Annotated in this window: 21 protein-coding genes and 1 pseudogene; 7 read left to right on the top strand and 15 right to left on the bottom strand. The window is 44.9% G+C overall.

Going from position 1 to position 21,770, the window contains the following annotated elements:
* Positions 1-7: 7 nt before the first annotated feature.
* Positions 8-208 carry a hypothetical protein gene (locus GON05_RS10355; RefSeq protein ID WP_157319061.1) on the top strand — a complete coding sequence of 67 codons (201 nt, stop codon included), beginning with the start codon at positions 8-10 and terminating at the stop codon, positions 206-208.
* Positions 209-218: 10 nt separating this feature from the next.
* Positions 219-515, top strand: a complete 297-nt coding sequence (locus GON05_RS10360; RefSeq protein ID WP_157319062.1) for a spore coat protein — start codon at positions 219-221, stop codon at positions 513-515.
* A 541-nt stretch (positions 516-1,056) separates the two neighbouring features.
* Here the strand turns inward: GON05_RS10360 and GON05_RS10365 are convergent.
* From GON05_RS10365 to GON05_RS10390, 6 genes are all read right to left on the bottom strand, one after another.
* A complete protein-coding gene (locus tag GON05_RS10365) occupies positions 1,057-1,635 on the bottom strand; it encodes a DJ-1/PfpI family protein (protein ID WP_157319063.1) in 579 nt (192 codons plus the stop codon).
* Positions 1,636-1,888: 253 nt separating this feature from the next.
* On the bottom strand, positions 1,889-2,323 hold the full coding sequence (locus GON05_RS10370) for a hypothetical protein (RefSeq protein WP_157319308.1): 435 nt from the start codon (positions 2,321-2,323) through the stop codon (positions 1,889-1,891).
* A gap of 308 nt (positions 2,324-2,631) precedes the next feature.
* On the bottom strand, positions 2,632-3,048 hold the full coding sequence (locus tag GON05_RS10375; protein ID WP_309491793.1) for a hypothetical protein: 417 nt from the start codon (positions 3,046-3,048) through the stop codon (positions 2,632-2,634).
* Positions 3,049-3,077: 29 nt separating this feature from the next.
* Positions 3,078-4,103 (bottom strand): DUF3231 family protein, encoded by a 1,026-nt coding sequence (locus tag GON05_RS10380; RefSeq protein WP_157319064.1) that lies wholly within the window; start codon positions 4,101-4,103, stop codon positions 3,078-3,080.
* A gap of 257 nt (positions 4,104-4,360) precedes the next feature.
* Positions 4,361-4,747 (bottom strand): group II intron maturase-specific domain-containing protein, encoded by a 387-nt coding sequence (locus tag GON05_RS40065; protein WP_157319065.1) that lies wholly within the window; start codon positions 4,745-4,747, stop codon positions 4,361-4,363.
* A gap of 96 nt (positions 4,748-4,843) precedes the next feature.
* Positions 4,844-5,353 carry a reverse transcriptase domain-containing protein gene (locus tag GON05_RS10390; RefSeq protein ID WP_220138840.1) on the bottom strand — a complete coding sequence of 170 codons (510 nt, stop codon included), beginning with the start codon at positions 5,351-5,353 and terminating at the stop codon, positions 4,844-4,846.
* Between the two features lie 288 nt (positions 5,354-5,641).
* Between GON05_RS10390 and GON05_RS10395 the strand changes: the two genes are divergently transcribed.
* The 5 genes and pseudogenes from GON05_RS10395 to GON05_RS10415 all read left to right on the top strand — a co-directional run bounded on the left by GON05_RS10395 (position 5,642) and on the right by GON05_RS10415 (position 9,308).
* Positions 5,642-6,196 (top strand): CBO0543 family protein, encoded by a 555-nt coding sequence (locus tag GON05_RS10395; RefSeq protein WP_157319066.1) that lies wholly within the window; start codon positions 5,642-5,644, stop codon positions 6,194-6,196.
* A gap of 468 nt (positions 6,197-6,664) precedes the next feature.
* Positions 6,665-7,661 (top strand): annotated as a pseudogene (locus GON05_RS40070) (IS110 family RNA-guided transposase).
* 369 nt (positions 7,662-8,030) lie between these two features.
* Positions 8,031-8,474, top strand: a complete 444-nt coding sequence (locus GON05_RS10405) for an ASCH domain-containing protein (protein WP_157319067.1) — start codon at positions 8,031-8,033, stop codon at positions 8,472-8,474.
* A 76-nt stretch (positions 8,475-8,550) separates the two neighbouring features.
* Positions 8,551-9,063, top strand: coding sequence for an acyl-CoA thioesterase (locus GON05_RS10410; protein ID WP_028554763.1), 513 nt, complete (start codon positions 8,551-8,553; stop codon positions 9,061-9,063).
* Positions 9,064-9,089: 26 nt separating this feature from the next.
* Positions 9,090-9,308, top strand: coding sequence for a hypothetical protein (locus tag GON05_RS10415; protein WP_157319068.1), 219 nt, complete (start codon positions 9,090-9,092; stop codon positions 9,306-9,308).
* A 665-nt stretch (positions 9,309-9,973) separates the two neighbouring features.
* On the opposite strand, the gene GON05_RS10425 is transcribed toward GON05_RS10415, so the two are convergent.
* The 9 genes from GON05_RS10425 to GON05_RS10465 all read right to left on the bottom strand — a co-directional run bounded on the left by GON05_RS10425 (position 9,974) and on the right by GON05_RS10465 (position 21,655).
* Positions 9,974-10,648, bottom strand: a complete 675-nt coding sequence (locus GON05_RS10425; protein WP_220138841.1) for an ABC transporter ATP-binding protein — start codon at positions 10,646-10,648, stop codon at positions 9,974-9,976.
* A gap of 69 nt (positions 10,649-10,717) precedes the next feature.
* Positions 10,718-11,419 (bottom strand): RNA polymerase sporulation sigma factor SigK, encoded by a 702-nt coding sequence (sigK, locus tag GON05_RS10430; protein ID WP_127452517.1) that lies wholly within the window; start codon positions 11,417-11,419, stop codon positions 10,718-10,720.
* A gap of 195 nt (positions 11,420-11,614) precedes the next feature.
* The gene (locus GON05_RS10435) at positions 11,615-12,631 is read right to left on the bottom strand and encodes a glycoside hydrolase family 130 protein (protein WP_157319071.1); all 1,017 of its coding nucleotides are present in this window, start codon (positions 12,629-12,631) and stop codon (positions 11,615-11,617) included.
* A 138-nt stretch (positions 12,632-12,769) separates the two neighbouring features.
* A complete protein-coding gene (locus GON05_RS10440) occupies positions 12,770-15,079 on the bottom strand; it encodes a glycoside hydrolase family 3 N-terminal domain-containing protein (protein ID WP_157319072.1) in 2,310 nt (769 codons plus the stop codon).
* A 52-nt stretch (positions 15,080-15,131) separates the two neighbouring features.
* Complete coding sequence (locus GON05_RS10445; protein WP_157319073.1) at positions 15,132-16,733, bottom strand: response regulator transcription factor; 1,602 nt, start codon at positions 16,731-16,733, stop codon at positions 15,132-15,134.
* Positions 16,696-18,489 (bottom strand): cache domain-containing sensor histidine kinase, encoded by a 1,794-nt coding sequence (locus tag GON05_RS10450; protein WP_157319074.1) that lies wholly within the window; start codon positions 18,487-18,489, stop codon positions 16,696-16,698. The genes GON05_RS10445 and GON05_RS10450 overlap by 38 nt, the downstream gene beginning before the upstream one ends.
* 51 nt (positions 18,490-18,540) lie before the next feature.
* A complete protein-coding gene (locus GON05_RS10455) occupies positions 18,541-19,371 on the bottom strand; it encodes a carbohydrate ABC transporter permease (protein ID WP_157319075.1) in 831 nt (276 codons plus the stop codon).
* Positions 19,372-19,392: 21 nt separating this feature from the next.
* On the bottom strand, positions 19,393-20,268 hold the full coding sequence (locus tag GON05_RS10460) for a carbohydrate ABC transporter permease (RefSeq protein WP_157319076.1): 876 nt from the start codon (positions 20,266-20,268) through the stop codon (positions 19,393-19,395).
* A 79-nt stretch (positions 20,269-20,347) separates the two neighbouring features.
* Positions 20,348-21,655, bottom strand: coding sequence for an extracellular solute-binding protein (locus GON05_RS10465; protein ID WP_246238966.1), 1,308 nt, complete (start codon positions 21,653-21,655; stop codon positions 20,348-20,350).
* Positions 21,656-21,770 lie beyond the last annotated feature (115 nt).

The raw sequence follows: 21,770 nt of genomic DNA on the forward strand, positions 1-21,770 counted from the left end.
AATCCAAATGAATTCCAATTACGCCTTGCATGAGATGCTGGAGGTTCATGAAATGGCTGCGTTCAAGACCGTTTGCATGACCAAATCCAAAACCATGCAAGCTCTGGTAACCGACCCTGAGCTCATACAAATTTTGCAGCAAGACGTTCAATTATCACAGCAGCAGCTTCAGGAGCTCAGTGGAGTGCTGTCTAAAGTGACCCTATAGGAGATAAAACATGAACACAATAGTAGAACACATGACAGGGCTTCACACGCTAACCGACGACGTTATCGCAATGGATTTTTTGATGAACGCCAAGAGCGGAGTCAGAAACTACGCCATGGCGGTAACGGAATGTGCCACCCCCGAAATCAAGCAAATTTTGATGAAACAGCTCGACGAAGCTATAGACTCCCATGAAAAGATAACAAACTACATGATGCAGCGGGGCTTATACCATCCCTACCATATTCCAGAGCAAATTCAGCTCGATCTGAAAAATATTCAGATCGCTATGAATATTCCGTCCTGAGACCGTATTCTTCCAAAAAAAACGCGCAAAACCATTATGGTTTCAGGCGCGTTTTTGATTTTAGCCGAAGACTTTAGAGAATAAAATGTTCCCCGTGTCAAAAACCCAACAATACAATAAGGGCAGATACGCTTCGCACTAAATACGGCTTCGTCACAAACACACTTGAACAAGCGCTCCTTCGTTTGTTTTGCTTCTGATTGTCATCACCACGCACTCTGTGGATCTCTGCTCTCACGTCTCCCCTTCTCTATAGGTATTCTTATGTTGCCAATCTTGCAGATAACGTCTGATTTGTGATTTTAAAATACTCAATCCTCGCAGCATTCTGTAGAATTGAATTATTTGAACTATTCTGCCCGTTCGTAACGCGTCTCCGCTTCAAGCCAGCGTTATAAATCAGCTCCCTTGTCATTTAGATCAACCAGAAACTGAAGTGATTAATAATACATAGCTATCCATACTTAGAGCGATCCATAATACTCTATTTATAAATAACGGGAATAACCGTCAATAGGCGGTTATTCCCGTTATTTCACAATTACATAACAATCTCAAGCCCCTGGCCGACAGGCTGAACCGTCTCCAGAACGCGCTGGGTCATTTCATTCCCCATCAAAGAATCAATTACCCAAGCAGACAACTCTTGTCCAGCCAAACACCCAGCAGCCGTGCTGATGTTACCGTTATTTACAAAACTCTCATTAACGACCTCCACGCCAAATGCGATTAACTGTGAAGCTACAGTCGGGTAAGTGGTAGCGCGCTTCCCTGTCAAGAAACCGAAAGCTCCCAGGAGCAAAGCACCCGAACACATGGATCCAATCAATTGCCGATCCGGTGTAAGTTGAAATCGACTTAGATAAGCCGGGTCCTTGAACAAGGGTTGCACCCCTCTCCCGCTTGCGAACAGAATGGCATCAAATGTGTTCGCCTCCTCAACCATCCCATGCATGGGGATTCTTAATCCCGCCATAGACACATGCGTTGGTGCGGTCCCAAGCAGTTTTACTTCCCAATCGGCGATACCACCGACCAATCGTACTCTATTCAACAAATCCCAAGGCAGGAACACATCAAGATCCGTAAAATCATCAAAGCAAATAATAGCTATTTTCATTTGTAAACATCTCCTCACATTTTTATTGGAAACGTCACTCAATCCCTAGTATAGCGCATCGTTATAAGTTTACAATTCATAATTTTTATACTTTCGATTGTCCTCATAGCAAATCAAAAATCACTATTGCATAAATTGGAAAATGTTAAAGTAATCTGCCCGTCCCTTAACGAAAGCAGGGAGCAGTTGCCGTGTGGTTGGCTGCTCCCTGCTTATTACGCAATCGTTCCCCGCTAGCTCAATGACAAGTACCCTAATTGCTGATCATTTTTCCGAGATAAATCCCTACTCCTACACCAAAAAAACAAAAAATTAATGCTAGCCACACCGGCCCTAACAAATAGGGAGAATATATCAAGCCAGCAGTTGCAGAAAATGAAGCAAATACAAAAGGAAGAAAGGCGAATGGTTTTAGTTCATCGTCCGCATCACGGTTAGCGTCCCAAATTCCAAACATATAAACGCAAGGGTAATACATAAGCCACTGATAATCCGTCTCCGCAATAGCTCTTCCGACGTCCCCCGTAAAACTTCTTTGTATCATTTTATTTAAATGAGATTGTAGGTTGATTATTACTTCTAGTGCAATTAATAAGACTCCCTTAATATATTTCCTATTCAATAATTGGCCAAGACCGGGAAATGAAATGCTCCACAAAAGCCTTTCTAACTTCTGTCCCCTAACCATATGAATCACCGTTCACATGGATAAAAGCGCATCACGTTCTACCGCATCAGGCATCTTTTGCATCCATTTATACTTTATCAAGAGTTCAGCACCGTCATCAACTTCAGCATTAGCTAGTACAATGGATAAAGAAAAACTTACAAAGGATAAAAACTTTAGTAATTAGCTAATTATTTTATGAATTATAGATTTTCCGAGAAATTAATTAATTCACGCAAAACTTCCGTTACTTTAAACGAAACCAGGGAGCAGCCGCCGCGTGGCGGTCTGCTCCCTGCTTATTAAGCTATCGTTCCCCGTTGTATCCCTTAATGGCTGATCATTTTTCTGAGAAAAATGCCTACTCCTACACCAATAAAACAGAAGATTAACGCTAGCCACACCGGTCCTAACAAATAGGGGGAAAATATCAAGCCAGCAGTTGCAAAAAAGGCAGCAAATACGAAGGGAAGAAAGGCGAATGGTTTTTGTTCATCGTCCGCATCACGGTAAGCGTCCCAAATTCCAAACATGTAAACGCAAGGGTAAAACATGAGCCATTGATAATCAGTCTCCGCAATAGCTCCTCCAATGTCCCCGGTAAAACTACATTGTATCACTTTATTTAAATGAGATTGTAGATTGATTATTACTTCTAGTGCAATTAGTAAGACACCCTTAATATACTTCCTATTCAATAATTGGCCAAAACCGGGAAATGCAATGCTCCACAAAAGTCTTTCCAACTTCTGACCCCTAACCATATGAATCACGTTTACATGGATAAAAGAGCATTACGTTCTATGGCACCAGGCATCTTTTCCATCCATTTATTTTTTATCAAGAGTTCGGCACCGTCATCTGCAAATGTTCCTATTTCTGCTATAAGCCGCAGATACAAAGTTGCTAAATCTCTCCTTGTGCTCGTTGCAAGAGCTGCTCCATAATTCCCTAAACCTAATGTTGAGAGGAAGACCGTATGATATAGCATAAGCTTTTCGGAAAATGGTGCTTCTTTCGAATTGGATATGTCTGTTTCCCAAGTCATAGGTGCTGGCAATTTGTCATCGCGTAATACAGAGCTAAATACTTCAATGTGTTTAGCGGAAATATCTCTGCCGCGCAAAATATATTCGACTACCTCCTTTGTTCTTGCTACTTGAGAAAAACCTAGCATCAATGCTTGGCCTACGCAGTTAGTCATTATGTTTAAAAACAACTGTGTTATTTCTGAACCATTAATGGGTCTCCGATCACCTAATACCCCATTTAACCAGCCTTCTTTTTGTACAAACTCAACAGAATCAGGATACGGAATATAAGGACTTCTTGGAAGTAACCCTTTTGATTGCAGGGTAGTTGTTGCTTTTTCTAGCAGTTCAGCTGCAGTCTTCAAATTATGATTAAAGAACGCGCGTATATCTTGTCTAGAACTGCTAGCTAATGCCATTGAATAAGTTACTGTACCAGCAATACCCATATTTCTTAAATACAAAAGCATAAAACAATCCGAAAATAATCTTGGAGCGTTAATGTTAACATCATTATCAGTAAAGGCTAGAGGAATAGGGAACTTTTCATTTTTAAATAATGAATTTTTAAATTCCATATGTTCCTCTGTCAATCCAAGTGCATACTCAACGATTGGTTTTACTTCCGCGTCTTCAACTTTATTCAGAAAGTATTTGAGCACACAATTTGCCATACTATCGCCTTGATAACCTGCCCATAGGGGGGTGAGTTCACCAGAAGTTAAACGAATATCATGTTTCTTTTCCAATACTTCTTTATTTTCGCTCATTACGTTTGTCTCCTATCATGGTTATGCAGTTTATTCTTAGATTTCCAAGAGTTCGAGTTTATTATGTATTAATTGGAATTGTCACAACCGTATGAATATAAATTAGATTGCTTGGTGGTTGCCCGCATTAACCTGTTCTCACGATATGTAATCTGCCCTATAGTTGAATAGCAATCGGGTAGGCGGCTACCCATTAGTTGAGTAGCCGACCTCCCACACCACCGTACGTACCGTTCGGTATTCGGCGGTTCCTTAGTTCATGCAGTTACTTGTCGATAATAATCTGAAAAGAAAGGGAATCCTAGGCTTTTGATCGTCTTTTTTCCGAGGGATTTATCGAGGATTGGGCTTTTGGAGGTTCTCCAATAGCTCTTTCTTGTGTTTGCAAATTCCCATCCTTTCTGGACCTGTACTCCGAGTGTTTGCAACATATTGAATCTTGTTTTGACCCGTTTCCATTGCTTCCAGTAAATCATGCGAATCCGTCTTCTCATCCATTCGTCCGTTATTTGGAGAAGTTTCTTCATGTCCGGTATTTTGAAATAATTTATCCATCCCAACATATAACGTTTCATGTTTTCTGCTCGGGCCGTATTTCCCATTCCATTGCTTCTTGACGTAAGCGCCTTTATTTTCGCTTTCATCTTTGCTATAGATTTCGGATGTACTCTGACTCTTACTTTTTTACTTTTCCTCTGTTTCGGTAGAACGAAAACCCAAGAAATTTAATCCTTTTCGCCTCATCCACTACTAAGAAGATCGTCCGCGTATCGTACGAATTTATGTCCTCTTCTCACCAGCTCTTTATCCATTTTATTCAGCATGATATTGCTAAGAATTGGACTTAAGTTACCACCTTGCGGCACGCCGATTTCCGTTTCCTCAAATTGCTGCTTCACAATGACGACCGATTTCAAGTACTTGTGTATGAGCGAGATGACTCGTCCATCTTTGATGGTTCTAGATAATACCTCGACGAGTTTACTTTGATTCACCGTATCGAAGTATTTCTCTAGGTCCATATCCACTACATATTTGTACCCTTCACCTATATTGTTCTGGCTTTTCTTGATCGCATCGTGTGCACTCCTCGATTGGACTTCGTTTTGTTTTGCAAACTTATCCCATACCGTATGCCTGATCATGTTCGTGTTCCTTGGGTCGGAGTTTTGCCTCCAGCTTCCTTCAGATTCTACCTCACGGTGGACACCCTTGCTCTTGGCTAATTGTTGGTAACTACAAACCCCCATAGTGGACTTTCACCACCTAGTTAACCGCCATGCGTGGCGCACAAAAAGAGACCCACAGCATCGGGCTGAGGGTCTAAGGTTTATATTTAAAAGGGGGGTCGAGTTTTATTATAGGCTTAATTCATTAATATCACATGAATGCAAGATTTCAATTATGTTACATTCACTTAACTCTCGTGCCCCGTTAGCCTAATCCCAAGAAAGAATTCTATTTCCGTTTAATTACTTCATTGTGTATAACAATATCGCTACCCTGAAAATAATAACTCCGTAAAGGGGTGTTAGTTAATGGAAAAACAACAAATTATTGAACTTATTGACGCTAATGTTAATCAAGTTCAAACATTGATTCATGAAAGAGTACAAATTTGGCAAACCTACGTTCTCTTTTCAGGTTTATGGTGGTTCGGCGTATTCTTATCCATTTTTCCTTGGATACTTTGGATTTTCTTACGTGATAAACATAGTACTGACAGAATTCTATACGTTGGATATTTCGTCATAGTTATCTCACTCGTTCTCGACATTCTTGGGGATCAGTTAGGATTCTGGCATTATAGATTTAATGTAATTCCAGTACTTCCAACTTATTTTCCATGGGATATAACTCTAATGCCAGTTTCGGTAATGTTTCTTATACAGATAAAACCTAAAACTAATCTTTACCTTAAAGCAATATTTTTTGCACTTCTTACTTCGTACGTTGCAGAACCATTTATCACATGGCTTAAGATTTATGAGCCGCAAATTTGGAAATTTAGCTACTCAGTCCCAATTCAATTCATCATTTATTTACTTGCTCATTACTCCAGTAGAAGAAATAAATTTAAAGAATTGACTTAATAGCGGACTGTATTGGTGCATTCACCATATTTACCATACATTTTGAAGATAACTGTCCTTTATCTTAATGGAGCTGACCAAGTAATAATAGAGATACAAATAAAAAAGTCTAGGGCAATATTTCCCCGGACCTGTATTCATAATAACACATGTCCAATAGATTATTATTGAATATCCAAATAAATCAATAAATTCCATCACTATATCATTAATGTAACCTCCCGTTAGCCATACATGCAGCGCAAGCGCCGCACCACAGATGATGAAAATGGGATGACGAGTCCGTCAATACTGCTAGGAAGGTCGATGAGCAATGGTGCCTTAGAACCCATCCGTTAGTCTGACTTGGGCGATCACGGTGCATCACAGATTGTCGCTCCCTTTTGGGAAGCATCATAGGAGATTAATCCTACTCTGGTTGTTGCACCAGCCTCTTACCCGATTTAGCCGTAGAGAGGATGCTTTTTAGTGGAAGTTGTCATTGAACGTGCATGCGGTATGGATATTCACAAGGATAACATTACAGCTTGTATTCTTACTTCTAAAGGAAAGGAGATTCAAACGTTTTCTACGAAAACAGTGGATCTATTACAACTCATCGACTGGATTAAACAACATGAATGTTCTCACGTTGCAATGGAAAGCACGGGCGTGTTTTGGAAACCAATCGTCAACTTGCTAGAAGCCGAAGGAATTGAATTTTTATTGGTCAATGCCCAGCATATGAAGGCATTACCTGGACGTAAAACAGATTTTAAGGATTCCGAATGGATCGCTAAACTTCTCCGCCATGGACTTCTAAAAGCCAGCTTCATTCCAAATCGAATCCAACGTGAACTCCAAGAGCTTGTGCTTTACCGCCGCAGCATCTTTGAAGAGAGATCGAGACAACGCTGCGTGCTTTTGCAGATAGCGAGGATGATCCCGAAAAGCTAGCAAGTTTTGCTAGACGCACCTTGAAACGAAAAAAGGACGAACTCGAACTTGCTCTTCAAGGCTATGTAAACCCTCACCAACGTCTTATGATTAAAACAATTCTAACTCACACTGATTTTTTGAGCGAACAAGTTGAATTGCTTGATAAGGAAGTTGCTGAACGGGTAGCCTCTTTTCATGAAGAAGTTGAACTTCTAGATTCAATCCCAGGCATAGCTACTTGAATGGCAGAACAAATCCTTGCGGAAATTGGAACTGATATTAAAAAAACAGTTTCCCAGCGCAGCGCATTTATGCTCTTGGGCTGGATTAGTGCCTGGACATAATGAAAGTGCAGGAAAAATGAAATCTGCCAAAACAACTAACGGTTATGTTACGGATTGCATTTTATCTTTTAACTCGTAAAGAAATGTATGTGGATCTAGGCGAGGATTACTTTGACAAGCAGAAACAACAATCTATTGTAAAGTATGCCGTTCTTAGACTAGAGAACTTAGGTTACCCTGTAACAATTGCAGCTAATTCCTAGTTCTATTTCACCATATTCAAGACGCTTCAAAAAATGATTAGGAAGTGTCTTATTTAGTGCTGCCATTTTCCGATACTCCAGATTTAATTTTCATGGGAGTTCAACGAATAGTCCACATTGATTACAATATCATCACCTCTACTCTACCCTGCCCCACGTCGGGAATGAGATAAAGTTCTTGTCACCCAACATTATCGCAATTGTATGTACTGGACTGTCTAATGACACAAAGTTCCCTACATTTTAGCTAGCCGCTCCTTTTTGTCAGTCTTTTTGATGGGAGGGATTGCGTCTTTTTAATGCGGGTATGGAAGTCTGAGAATGTTTGGGGAATAGTACTTCATTATGAACAGTAATGGAGTGTGAGGAATGAAAGTATTATCCATGATTCAACCGTGGGCGACTCTGCTTGTCCAAGGCGAGACTCTCTATGAAACAAGATCCTGGAAGACCCGGTATCGCGGACAGTTGGCCATTCATGCAAGCCAGAAAGTCGATAAGCAGGACTGCAAATATGAACCCATCCGTTCATTACTCGCCAAGAATGGCTATACAGAACAAAACCTCCCTACGGGGGTTATCCTTGCAACTTGCGAGCTTACTAATTGTTATCAAGTCATCGACGCTAATCATACTTCAGCCATTCTGGATTGCGGGAAGGTCGTGACGGGGGATGACTTCCTGTTAGGTGATTACAGTCCAGGTTATTTTGCGTGGGAAATAGCGAGTTTCCGTCTGCTGAAGTCCTATATTCCAGTGAAGGGAAAACTGGGACTATGGGAATATCCGATAGGCGAAGAGTTGATGATATGACCTATGTAAACAATCAATTAATGGAAGTTCTTTACTGAGGGCATTATATAATAAAAATGGATGGGGAGGAACAATGTTGGAACAGAAATACGTTAGAGAGACTAGATGTTTCAAAACTTCAAGAGTGTTTCCGCTGGATGTCAATAACCACAACACGATGTTCGGCGGTAAGCTCATGTCCTTGATCGACGATATCGCATCTATAACGGCTTCCAAATTATGTCGGGTGACGGCAGTGACGGCTTCTACGGACTCCGTCGATTTTCTGAAACCGATCCGTCCGACGGATTATGTATCCTTGGAATCCTTCGTCACTTGGACGGGCAAAACATCCATAGAAGTTTTCGTCAAAGTTATTACGGAAGATTTGCGCACTGGAAAAAGGGATATAGCAGCAACTTCGTTTTTAACCTTCGTTGGACTTGATGAATGCAACAATCCAATCCCTGTACCCAGAATCCTGCCAGAAACCGAAGAGGAACGAAAGCTATACGAGACTGCAAGCCACCGCGCGGAAATGCGTAAAACCAGAAGAGAAGCAAGTAAAAATTTCGCTCACTATTTGGTCACAAAGTATCCGTGGGAATGAACATATCTAGGAAAGGGGAAGAAAAAATGACTAGTTTTCAAACAACTGTTGATGAAATGAATGAATACTCCTACATCTTAAAAAATGCATTATCCATGGAACTGAGAGTAGATAATTCGAAAGTGGATCACATCGTGGAAATCATGGAAAATCTAGGCTTTAAAGGTAAAAACTCATGGGCCTCCATGCAATTATCCGACCATACTGTAATTGAGTTTTGGAAAAAAGAGCTTATTAAATCCTGAGTTCTCCGATAATAACGGCACTTCTGAACGCGGTTGCTCAACTTCGAAAGATCTCAATAAAGTTTTATCTCATCGAAAGTTGGATTTATGCTATTTTCTCGCATGATATCCAGACTGGACTCTCATATGATAAGGGTATACTTGCAGTAGAGGAATATAAAGGAGAAATTATAATGTCTGAGGTCGTTCTTAGCTAGCAATTTCATACTGAAATCTGTTTTGCTTGGCGTACGAGAGTGAACCGGCAGGTTGCATGTGATGCTGTCATCAGTTTCTCCCTAAGCGGACTGGAAACGATTGTGGTTTCCAGTCCGCTTTTTGTGAAGAAGGAATTTCGCTCCGCGGTGGGATCGAGCAAGCGGCAGTCCCATCCCATCCTTACCTTAAGCAAAGGCACTAAACTGACTGGGTAAGGCGTCACTTTCGCACCATCCCCTCTGGGCGAAAGTTGATTCGATGTGAACAGTGAGAGTAATAGATTGAAGCACAAAACAATTATAAAAAAACCAGAAATCTAGAGCATTCTTTTGTTCTAGATTTCTGGTTTTTATTCAGAGATATTCACAAAACAAAAAAAATTATTAACATTTTGTCTATTGATACTGTTAGTAAGTATATGTCCATAAATCAAAAACCGGCACCCCAACGGAGTCCCGGTTCTCATCTTATCCAACTTCACTCAACTTTCCATCCCGAAAATGCACTACCCGATTCGCCTGCTGCGCAATCGTCAGATCATGCGTAATCAAAACAATTGTCCTACCTTGCTCATTCAACCTCTTAAAAATCTCCAAAATCTCCACGCCCGTCTTCGAATCCAGTGCCCCCGTCGGTTCATCCGCCAGTATTATCGCCGGATTTCCTGCCAATGTCCGAGCAATCGCAACTCGCTGCTGCTGTCCACCGGACAGCTCCGAAGGCAAATGCTTCCGGCGATCCACCAAGTCAACCGCTTCCAATGCCTGCATGACAAGCGGCTCCCTTTCACGCTTACTCATGCCCCGGTAAATCAGCGGCAGCTCTACGTTTTCATACGCATTCAGCCGTGGCAGCAGGTTAAAGTTCTGGAAGACGAAGCCGATCTTCCTGTTCCTTATTTCAGCTAACTGTGCATCTTTGAGCCGATTAATGGCCTTCCCGTCCAGCACATAGTCCCCATCATCCGCAACATCCAAGCAGCCCAAAATGTTCATCAGCGTCGACTTCCCCGACCCCGACGGACCCATGATCGCCACGAACTCGCCGTGGTCGATATCTAACGAAACATCGTCCAACGCACGAATCGTTTCCCCGCCCATCACATAGCTCTTACTCACATGCTCAATATGGATTAAGGTCATGCTCTTCGCCTCCATTATCTGATCCCAAATAAATGAAGTATGCGATTCATTAGACAAGCTCGACCGACCTTAGCGCTTCGCCTTATAAAACTCATGATACAGCTTCATCAGAGCCCGCTTCTCAATTCGTGACACATAGCTGCGGCTGATGCCCAGCTCCTTCGCAATTTCCCGCTGCGTCCGCTCTTCCCCGCCAAGCTCCAACCCGAACCGCCCGACAACGACTTCCTTTTCGCGATCATCCAAAATCTCTAAGTTCCGATAAATCTTGCTCTTCTCTATCTTGAGCTGCACTTTATCTACGACATCGTCGGCCTCTGTCCCAAGGATGTCGATCAAAGTAATTTCATTCCCCTCTTTGTCCGTTCCGATGGGATCATGCAAGGACACATCTTTACGTGTTTTCTTAAGCGATCGCAGGTGCATCAAGATCTCATTCTCGATACAGCGAGCCGCAAAAGTCGCAAGCTTCGTACCCTTATTCGGTGAGAAAGACTCGATCGCCTTAATCAATCCGATCGTTCCGATGGAGATCAAATCCTCTAGATCTTCCCCTGTATTATCGAATTTTTTGACTATATGGGCAACTAATCGTAAATTGTGTTCAATCAGTTTATTCCTTGAATAATCATTGCCTTCGGCCATCAATCTAAGATGCTTTTCTTCTTCTTCTTCCGTTAAAGGTTGTGGAAACGCGTTATTTTTGACGTAGGATACGAGTAATGTTAACTGCTTGATTAACACAGCAATTGCACTGAAAATTCCAGGCATTCCAGCCACCCCCTCAATGTTAGCGGATCTTAGTTGCTTCGGAAGCCTCCGCTTTAAAGATTAGTATTAGTGTATGTGGGTTTGTGCCTAGAAGTGCATGTACGGATGAACTTGAGGAAATTAGTCTTGTAATCGCCCCAATAAAAAACTGCCCCCCCAGCCAAAAAATCGCTGAAAGAGCAGTTCAAAAAAACATTATTTCGGTTCGTTCAAAATATAGTCAACCAATTCGTCAAGCGGCACCGTCGCAAGAGCGATCGCTGTGTCCGTAACACCGTAATAAATATATAAAAGTCCGTCTTTCACTACATTGCCCGTCGGGAAAATAACGTTTGGAATCTGGAAGCCGAACTTCTCGTAATACGTTTCCGGTTCCATGATGAAATTCTGGGTTCTGGCAATGATTTTCTCCGGGTTCTCTAGATCGAGCAGGAGTGCCCCAACTCTGTACACGGTATCTTTATCAACACCATGATACAGGGTCAACCAGCCTTTATCTGTTTTGATCGGAGGTGTGGAGCCGCCGATTTTCTTGAATTCCCAATCGTCGTTTTCCGCTTTGGCGAGCAATTTCGGCTCTTCCCAGTCGATCAGGTTGTCGGAATAGGTGATCCACATCGCCGCTTTTTCCGTGCCGTACTTCTCGCCGATATACTCTTCCGGACGGCGCAGCAGCACGTACTTGCCGTTAATTTTCTCAGGGAACAGGATGTTGTCCCGGTCATTTATATCAAGCGGAGTGGTATCACACAGGTACTCCCAGTTAATGAGATCCTTCGACGTCATGATTCCGGAACGGGTCAGCCAGTGCTCCGGCTTCTCTCCCCAACCGTCCGGATATGTTGGAACTGAACGTTCCGGAATGCCGGCTCCGGTCGGATAGTAGCTCATCGCGCAAGGTCGCAACGCATAGTTCAAGTAAAACGTATCGTCAATCTTAACGACACGCGGGTCCTGTACGCTGCCGTACGGAAATCCGAGCATGTCCGGCGTAACGATCGGTTGGTCCACCACATGGCGGAAATTAACGCCGTCTTCACTTTCCAAGAGTCCTAGAAAGTTTTTGCAAGGCGTCAAAGATTCTGCCGTACGTTCAATCATGTAGAACTTGTCGTTGTCGATAATGACAGCTGGATTAAAGACCGTCACTTTACGCCAGTCGTATATGCCCGGAACCACGATTGGGTTAGCGGGATGTCTTGTGATTTTCATGGTGGTGCCTCCTGATTATGAATTATCTGTTATCCATTGTGTCTTGCCGTTCACCTCATTATATAACTGTCCAGTGAACGCCTCATATCCGTGAAAGTTTAGAAAATATCCAGATTTTTATGGATGCTGTCCGGAAAACTAACGTGTGATGTGAAGCATCGTTTCGGCCGTATGCTGCGAATTGCTGCCGACCATGATTTTCACATTTCCCGGCTCTACTTTGAATTCCATTCCCGAATCCCAGATGGCCAATTCCTCGAAACCAAGACGGAAGATTACGGTCTTCCGCTCACCGGGCTCCAGCTCCACTTTCTGGAATCCTTTGCATTCAATGATACGCCGGGTAACGCTCGCTTCCATGTCTTTGATGTAGAGCTGAACAACTTCAGCTCCCCTCATTGCACCTGTATTTTCGATGTCAACCTCGACAACAACAGAACGCCTGTTCTCCAATTCTGCTGTAGAGATGTTCGTTTGAAGAAGGCGAGGTTGTCCGTAATCAAACGTCGTGTAGCTGAGGCCATATCCGAACGGGTACAGCGGGTCGGAGGTCATATCGCGATAAACGCGCTTTCGACCGGGATCCTTCTGGTTGTAATATACCGGCAGCTGCGCGGTTGACCGCGGTAGCGATACAGCCAACCGGCCGCTCGGATTGACATCTCCGAACAAGATTTCGCCGATCGCCTGTCCGCCTTCCTGGCCCGGATACCAGCCGCAAAGAATGGCATCACAAGCATCGACGATGCCGGTTAGCGCATGCGGCCGTCCCTGGATCAAAACGGCGATGACCGGCGTTCCCGTCGCGGCGATCTCCTTCACAAGCTGCTCCTGCACGCCTCCAAGCCGTAGATCGGACAGGTCAACGCCTTCCCCGCAGTCCATCTCGGACGGATTGCCTGCCGTAATAATCGCCGCCCCATTCGTATCAAACCCCTGATCGAAACGGCGGGCGCTGCTTCCTCCCAATACGAGAACGGCCACATCCGAATCTTTAGCGGCGTTGACCGCCTCTGCGAATCCGGCTGTAGACTCGTCGCGAATGCCGCAGCCTTTCGCGTAGACGACCTCCGTCTCGCTTCCAGCGGCCATGCGGATGCCTTCCAGCACCGTGGTTCCTTTGCCTTCCCGCTGTGTGGATGTATAATCGCCGAGCTGGTTATAGAGTTGATGCGCATTCGGTCCGATGACGGCGATGCGTTTCAACGTTTTACTTAACGGAAGTTGATTCTGTTCATTTTTGAGTAAAACGGCCGATTCCCGGGCAACCTGAAGATTGGTACGGCGGAACGCTTCGTTGCCAATGACGCGTGCAGCCGTCGTTTCATCGGTAAATGGCTGGTCAAACAGACCCAACACAAATTTAAGCCGAAGCACACGTCGAACGGCCCGGTCGATTCGTTCTTCATCCGTTACCCCTTTTGTAACCGCATTCTCTAATGTCGTGAATGCCGTATCCCACAAGCTGAGATCGACGCCTGCGGCTAACGCGGCGGATGCGGCCGACTCCGAATCGGCCGTCTGTTGGACGAGCCGGTCCACGGCTTCTCCGTCCGCCATGACGATGCCCTCAAAACCCCATTCTTCGCGCAAAATGCCGGTCAGCAGCTTCGTATTCATATGGCACGGGACACCGTCAATTTCGTTGTAAGCGGCCATACACCCCATCGCTCCCGCTTCGACACCGGCCTTCATGCCCTGCAGATGAATTTCCCGCAGCTCTCGTTCCCCGATATTCGCCGGCCCAGCATTGCGTCCACCAACGCAAGCGCCTTGCGCGCTTAAGTGCTTCAACAATGCGACGACTTTGTCCGGTCGCGATAGCTCTTCCGGCGTCCGGCCTTGCAAGCCCCGTACGACGGCTTCGGTCATGCGCGAAGCATGGTATGGATCTTCGCCATAGCATTCCTCCGACCGCCCCCAGCGCGGTTCGTGCAAAATGTCGAGGGCGGATACCAGCGCAAGATGTGCGCCCCGGGCCCTGATTTCTTCCGCCGCATGAGCGTATGCTTGCTCGATCAGCTCAGGATTCCAGGTCGATCCCGCGCCGATATTGACCGGCAGCAGTGTTCCGTCCAAAGCCTGGTGGCCGTGGGGACACTCTTCCGACAACAGAACAGGAATGCCGAGCCGGGTATTCTCGATGACATACCGCTGCACCTTATTGGCGATTATCGAGCTTTCGCCTGCCGGAATGCCATTCTCAAAAGTGACTGCGGACCAAGGATCAGCACGGAACAAACCGTACAATGCACCCATCCCGTCGCCGAAGGCCACCTCATTCTTGAACGCATCCGTCAATTCGATTCCATGTTCCGTTCGGTTGTAGGCATTCCAACCGTACATCTTCTGATTAAGCTGGCCGACCTTCTCCTTTAACGTCATGCGCGACAACAGATCGTCCACCCGTTCTTCGATGGAAAGCTGCGGGTTTCTATATTTCTCCATCCCCAAATTCACACTCTTTTCTTGTCATAAGTAGCAAGTTGCGAACCGATGCTCAAGTCGTATTTAGATCGCGATATTCTGTCGGCGTCATGCCCGTGTACGTTTTAAAAATTGAAACAAAGTATTTGTACTCCTTGTAGCCCACTTTGTCGGCGATCTCGTATACCTTGTCATGCGTTTGCAAAAGCAGCTGTTTGGCCTGCTCGATACGAAACTGGTTGACGTACTCCGTGAAGCTTTTTCCAGTGCTTTGTTTGAAAATATAGCTGAAATAGCTGGGCGTAATTTTCAGCCAAGCTGCCACATCAGCCGCCTTCAATGCGCTCCCGTTGTGCTCAAGGATATATTTTTTCGCTTTTTCGATAATCCAATAAGGCTTGGAAATTCCGCTCATCTCGATTAATGTAAGAACGGCCGCCAAATCTTCCTTCGCAATCTGACTTATAGCCACATAAGAGTTAAGTGCATCTAAATCCAATGGCGCTCTATTCAAAGCATCCAAATCTTTGATCCCACTCTCCCTAAGCCGCTGCTGTAGCAGAACGCGGATTTCTCCATACGCGATAGCCGCTTCGTCCAACAAATAACCGCGACTTCGGAAAAATCCGAAGATGTCGGAGATCAGCGTTTCAATCTCTGCTAGATCATACCGGAACAGCGCATGCATCAAATTTTGTACCATTTCAGCGCCAGGAAAATGTTCCGGAACCCCATCTCGCTTACGGTCAGCCTGATCTTTAAATTCCGTTGTTAGTATGGCCTGCTCATCCAACACATGATAATTCAGCAGAAGCCTGGCCTCGTCACAGTGTTCTGCCGTATCGGCAAGCGAGTCATAGGCCGTCGAAATGCTGCCGTACAACGATTCCGGACCTTGCCAAGCCTGCAGCATGTCATCTATCGCTTCGTTCCACGCAAGTTCCGTGGCGAGCCGGTTCGATGAATCCACGCATAGTGTAAAAAGTAAATTGGTATGATCGAACACCGATAAACAATGAATCGCATGCTTTTCAAAAGAGAGGTGAACATGGGTCATCCATGCTTCCTGAAGCGCTTTATGCTCGGCAGATGATGTAACCGAAAACCATTGGTAATAACGGTTCATTTGTGTAGCAATCATCCGGAATTGAGCCCCCGGTTGAAGCGCTGGCATGACGCTCGAGAAATCGTATGAAGAGTTGACGCCTCGAACGACATTGGAGAGCCACATCATTCTGTTTTCGTTGTCACGATTGACCTGCTCCGCTTCCTTGCGCACCTTGGCCACAATGTTGCGGACGAGTCTCAGCAATTCGTCTATATCCACAGGCTTGAGCAAGTAATCGGATACACCCAGTCGAACCGCCTGTCTGGCATACGCAAAATCCTCGTATCCGCTTATAATCACGATTCGGACATTAGGCAAGGCTGACATGAGATGCTCAGCAAGCTCTAAGCCGTCCATCCCGTTCATCCGGATGTCGGTCAGCACCAAATTTACCTTGTGCTCCTCAGCAAGCCGAAGCGCTTCCGTTCCGTTATATGCCTCCCCGATTACTTGAACGCCAAGCTCCTCCCAAGGGATCGTGTATCTTAAGCCTTCGCAAATAATCGGCTCATCATCGACAATTAACATTTTAACGTTCATGCCATTCACCGCCGTTCTGCGCTTCATAAGGAATGATTAAACGAATCCAGGTTCCTTCTACAGAAGCCGCAACAATTTCCAACCCGTATCCCGCTCCGAATACGATAGACAAACGCTCGTGAATATTCGCCATCGCTCCCCGATGATCACTATGGCCTGATCTTGTGAGCGATTCTCGAATCTCTGCGATCTGCTCGTGGCTGAGTCCTCTGCCGTTATCCTGCACGTCAATCCATATATCCTGATTAACTTGATAGCATTTCACTTTAATGAAATTACGTGGTTGACCGCTATCGAGACCATGCTTCAGAAAGTTTTCCACAAGCGGCTGAATGGTCAGCTTCAAAATAGCCGCATCAGCGATATGTGCTTCCGCTAGCAGGGAGTACTCCAGCTTGCCGCCTAAGCGCTTCTGTTGAAGAAACAAATAAGATTGAACGAATTCCAACTCCTGCTGAATGGTTGATCTGTCTTGTTCCCTGCCCAGGCTGGAGCGAAAAAACTTGGATAACATCTCAATAAGCTGGCTTGTCCGGGAAGCTTTCTCCAGTCGGGCGGTCCAGCGAATCATATCTAAGGTATTATATAAAAAATGAGGGTCCATCTGTTTTTGCAGCAGCTTCAGTTCGGATTCCCGCTGTCTAAGCTCCAGCTTGTACTTATATTCAATGAGTTCTTGGATCGTCATCACCATACCGTTAAACTGCCTGTTCAGCTCGGAAATTTCATCGTGCGACTCGATCGGTACTCGGACCGTAAAGTCGCCCTGCTTCACACGACCCGTTTCCCGTTTTAACCGCAAAATCGGAAGAATGATCGTGTAGTGAAATCCAATCAGCGCTGCTAACCCGAGGATCAGCGTCGCGACGATAATCAGCAGCATGATAAATTTTAAACCGGCTGTATTTTCGTTCATCGTAGCCTCCGGAACCATAGCGACAACTTGCCATCCGGTATTTTCCATCGACTGATGAAATGTGAGATAAGAGGCTCCGTCCAGCTCATAAGTGAACGTATCGCCGCCATGCTTGCGCAGTGTATCGAGCAGCGCCTTGTCCGTATCCCGCTCGCCGGTCACCTTATCATCCGAAGTGAGGATTAAATTCCCCTCTTTGCCCACAATAAAGATAATTCCGGTTTCTTTGAAAATACCGCTTTTCAGCAAATTCACGATGCTTGACGCATCAAGACGGATAATGAGTTTGCCCAGGGGCTGCGTAATTTCATCGAACGAGTTGATAATCCGGAACAAGGAAATGACCTTCGTTGGCCCGTACCAATCACTTGTAACCGGATATGCTTCGCTCCAGACCAAACCGCCTTTGCGCTGCGCTGCGCGCTGAAGCCATTCGTTCTCATTCCCGCTGACCGGCTCCCCCATATGGATCCGATTTTCGTTCAAGCCTTGAATCATGATCGACTTGATATAATTTTTGGACATTAATTGAAACGTAAGAAAACCCTCGATATTCTCCTTATAGAGCTCCGTCTGTTCTCCTGTCATCCATAAACCCGACGGGTGCAAAAAATTGCGGATATCAGGGCTAAATATCATATAATCCGCGATATCCTCCACCATCTTCGTTTCTTCCGTCAGCTGATTCGTAACGGTATCGAGACTCCTTTTGGTGGATTCAACGAATTGTTGGGTCAAGATGCGACTGAACTGATGCTGAACGAGAACTCCGACTCCGAATGTAGGCAAAGTAACAAACAGCAAGAATATGAGGAAAGCTTTCCGCTTTAAGCTGAAGTTTCCGAACTTCCACAAACGAGCCCGCATTGTACTTTTCTCCTCATGGCCAAAGTCGGTTGTTACCGTATCTGCACCTGCTTACCCCTTGACCGCACCTGCCGTCATGCCGTTCACAAGCTGCTTCTGAAGAATCAAATAGAAAAGGATGATCGGAATCAGTGCTATCGTGAGCGCAGCCATCTGCAGTGTAAGGCTCGCCGTTTCGATGCCGACGAAATTAGCAAGTCCGAGCGGCAATGTTTTCAATTCGCTGGAATTGATCAATACAAGTGCAAACAAGTATTCATTCCAATTATAAACGAAATTTAATATGATGACCGTTGCCATGGCAGGTCTCGTAATTGGCAGGATGATGTACCAGAAAATACGAAAAACGCCACACCCGTCCATAACGGCGGATTCTTCCATATCTTTCGGAAAACCTCTCATAAACCCTTCAAGAATAAAGATCGTCAGCGATAAATGAAAGGCGGTATACGGCAAAATGAGCGACAGACTCGTATCGAGCAGCCTCAATTTTTGCATAATATGAAAAATCGGTATTAAGGTCGCATGAATCGGAATTAACATGCCGAGCAAGAAAATTCCGTAAGTGATTCCCCGCAGCTTAAACTCAAACCGGGATAAAAAATAAGAGGCCAACGCTCCGAGCAAAACCGTGACAATAACGGAGACAGCTGTAATGATGATGCTGTTTTTGTAATACGTCCCCATATTCGCGACTTCCCACGCCTTCGCATAATTGCTGAAGTGCAGTACGGTCGGCAGTGAGAACGGGTTTGCAGCATACTCCTGCTCACTCTTGAAGGAATCGACTACCATCCAAAAAAGCGGCAATAGATTAATAACGGCAAACAATATTAAAAACGCGTAAATGATGAAATGCTTGATTTTTCCTATCCGTTCCATTCGGCTTCAACTCCTCCTTCTTCATCTCTTTTTTTCCATGCCTAATTTATTCACGACAGTGACGACAATCAGGCTGAATACAAGGATCAGAATGGATACCGCACTTCCGTAACCGAAACGCATGTTTACGAATGCATTGTTATACATGTAGATCGTCATGACTTCTGTATAATGAGCCGGTCCACCGCCGGTCATGACCTGAATCAGGTCGAAGACACGGAAAGAACCGCTGATACTGTACACAATAGCGACGACAAGCGTATCCCGAATCATTGGAATCGTGATGAGAAATGTTTTCTTCAGGCCAGTAGCCCCGTCCATATGAGCAGCCTCGTTGACTTCGGCCGGTATATTTTGCAATGCGGCAAGCAAGATGACCATATACAAACCGCAGTTTTGCCATATATAAGTGATGCTGATCGACAGCATGGACCACTCGGTGCTTCCAAGCCAGTTTTGCTTCAAGCTGTCCAAGCCAAAGAGTCCGAGAACGGAATTGAGCATGCCGTATTCCGTATTATAGATCATTCCCCAAATCAAAGAAACGATAACGGAAGAGATGACAACCGGTAGAAAGCCAACCGTGCGGAAGAAACCGGAACCTTTCAGTTTCTTATTGAGCAGCAGCGCCAGAAGCAGCCCGAATGGGATCGTTCCTACGATACCCGCAATCATAATGAAAATATTGTTTTTGAGCGAATTCCAAAAAATCGGATCTTTCATAATTTCGATGAAATTATCAAGCCCGATGAACGTCATGGGCGAAATACCATCCCAGTTCATGGCAGAGTAGTACAGCGACAAACCGATCGGTACGACGGCGATGCCTAAATAAATGACAAGCGCGGGCAGCAGCCCGATGAAAATCGAGAACTTTGTTCCCTTGAGCGTATGCATGGCATTTCCTCCTTTTCCCAAATTTGCCCCTTAAAAAGGGAAGAAAACTCGAACAATCGAGTTTTCCTGCCTATCTCATTTACTTTTTAAGATTATCGATCGAACTCTGCAGATCTTTGGCCAGCTGCTCCGCAGACCCTTTGCCTACCGTGAGAGCCTGTAGGCCGTTTTGCATGACATCGACCACTTGTGCAGGGATCACGCTATCGAATACCGGAGCAATTCCTTTACCCGTAAGCGCCATCATCTCTTTTAAATAAGGGCTCGCATCTTGCGGAATTTCGACTTTCGCAGGGACGACGACACCTTTGCTGATCAATGTCTTGTACAAATCTTCTCCAACGAAAAATTTCAAGAATTCAATGGCTGCCGCCTTCTTTTTCTCATCCAATCCGTTGCTGATGGAAATTCCGTATTGAACGACACCTGCGCTTTTCTCAGGGTTCCCCTTACCGCCAGTAACACTAGGGAATAGAGCGATACCGAATTTATCTCCTTCCTTATTGTTGATACGGACTCTACCGTCAACTGTAGAAGAAGAAATATGCATAGCTGCTTTACCTTGGATGAAATAATCTTGCGCCTGAACCGAATCCATATTGTTCATGTCTGTGTTGAAAGCGGACAGTTTGGTCAGTTCTTCAATGACGCCAAGCGCTTTCACATACTCGGGATCTGTAAATTTGGCTTGCTTATTCAACACCTGGTTCAAGAAATCGCTGCCAACAAAACGATCCCCGATAATTGACATATAGGAAGATTGAAGCGGCCATTTCTCTTTGTTACCCATGGCAATCGGAGTCATTCCCGCAGCTTTCAGCTTTTTAATCGCATCGATAAAGTTATCGTACGTTTTTGGAAACTCAGTATAACCCACTTTTGCAAACATCTCTTTGTTGTAATAAATAATGTCGACGAATGATTGCTTGGTCGGAATGGCATACTGCTTCCCGTCCACTTTCATGCCGGCCAGCGCATCCTCAGGAAGGATGTTTTTCCAGTTGTCCATAATTGAATCAATCGGCATTAACAGGTTTCCAGCGACGAGCGGCGTAATATCTGCTCCCGGCCACACGACATTAATGTCGGACAGATTGTTTCCAGCTGCAAGCGTACGAAGCTTAGTCTTATACTGGGCAGATGGCACCCCGTCTTGTTTGATTTTAATATTCGGGAACTTTTTCTCAAATTCTTCGATTCTCGCCTTATACGCGTCATTATCGACATTCGGCGACGTCCAAGGATGCATCATCGTCAACGTAACGGTTTCGCCCGCTGCTGCTGTTGCCGCTGCTCCTCCGGAAGTTGCCGTACCTTCTTTTTTACCGCAAGCGACCCCTACCGTCGCAAGCATGGTAACCATGCCGATCAATAATGATTTTTTCAACTTACGACTCTCCATTTTCAACCCTCATCTCTGTGTATTTTGTCCTAGTTTTAATGCCCATTTCCTATTCCTTTAGATTATAGTTCCTATGAAATGAATCTAATATCCTACGAAA

The sequence above is a fragment of the Paenibacillus anseongensis genome (assembly GCF_009757995.1).
Lineage (GTDB): Bacteria > Bacillota > Bacilli > Paenibacillales > NBRC-103111 > Paenibacillus_E > Paenibacillus_E chondroitinus.

Coding starts and splice junctions, on each gene's coding strand:
- GON05_RS10355 (WP_157319061.1), top strand. CDS start 8: ATGAATTCCAATTACGCCTTGCATGAGATGCTGGAGGTTCATGAAATG.
- GON05_RS10360 (WP_157319062.1), top strand. CDS start 219: ATGAACACAATAGTAGAACACATGACAGGGCTTCACACGCTAACCGAC.
- GON05_RS10365 (WP_157319063.1), bottom strand. CDS start 1,635: ATGAAAATAGCTATTATTTGCTTTGATGATTTTACGGATCTTGATGTG.
- GON05_RS10370 (WP_157319308.1), bottom strand. CDS start 2,323: ATGGTTAGGGGACAGAAGTTAGAAAGGCTTTTGTGGAGCATTTCATTT.
- GON05_RS10380 (WP_157319064.1), bottom strand. CDS start 4,103: ATGAGCGAAAATAAAGAAGTATTGGAAAAGAAACATGATATTCGTTTA.
- GON05_RS40065 (WP_157319065.1), bottom strand. CDS start 4,747: ATGAAAGCGAAAATAAAGGCGCTTACGTCAAGAAGCAATGGAATGGGA.
- GON05_RS10390 (WP_220138840.1), bottom strand. CDS start 5,353: ATGGGGGTTTGTAGTTACCAACAATTAGCCAAGAGCAAGGGTGTCCAC.
- GON05_RS10395 (WP_157319066.1), top strand. CDS start 5,642: ATGGAAAAACAACAAATTATTGAACTTATTGACGCTAATGTTAATCAA.
- GON05_RS10405 (WP_157319067.1), top strand. CDS start 8,031: ATGAAAGTATTATCCATGATTCAACCGTGGGCGACTCTGCTTGTCCAA.
- GON05_RS10415 (WP_157319068.1), top strand. CDS start 9,090: ATGACTAGTTTTCAAACAACTGTTGATGAAATGAATGAATACTCCTAC.
- GON05_RS10425 (WP_220138841.1), bottom strand. CDS start 10,648: ATGACCTTAATCCATATTGAGCATGTGAGTAAGAGCTATGTGATGGGC.
- sigK (WP_127452517.1), bottom strand. CDS start 11,419: ATGCCTGGAATTTTCAGTGCAATTGCTGTGTTAATCAAGCAGTTAACA.
- GON05_RS10435 (WP_157319071.1), bottom strand. CDS start 12,631: ATGAAAATCACAAGACATCCCGCTAACCCAATCGTGGTTCCGGGCATA.
- GON05_RS10440 (WP_157319072.1), bottom strand. CDS start 15,079: ATGGAGAAATATAGAAACCCGCAGCTTTCCATCGAAGAACGGGTGGAC.
- GON05_RS10445 (WP_157319073.1), bottom strand. CDS start 16,733: ATGAAGCGCAGAACGGCGGTGAATGGCATGAACGTTAAAATGTTAATT.
- GON05_RS10450 (WP_157319074.1), bottom strand. CDS start 18,489: ATGCGGGCTCGTTTGTGGAAGTTCGGAAACTTCAGCTTAAAGCGGAAA.
- GON05_RS10455 (WP_157319075.1), bottom strand. CDS start 19,371: ATGGAACGGATAGGAAAAATCAAGCATTTCATCATTTACGCGTTTTTA.
- GON05_RS10460 (WP_157319076.1), bottom strand. CDS start 20,268: ATGCATACGCTCAAGGGAACAAAGTTCTCGATTTTCATCGGGCTGCTG.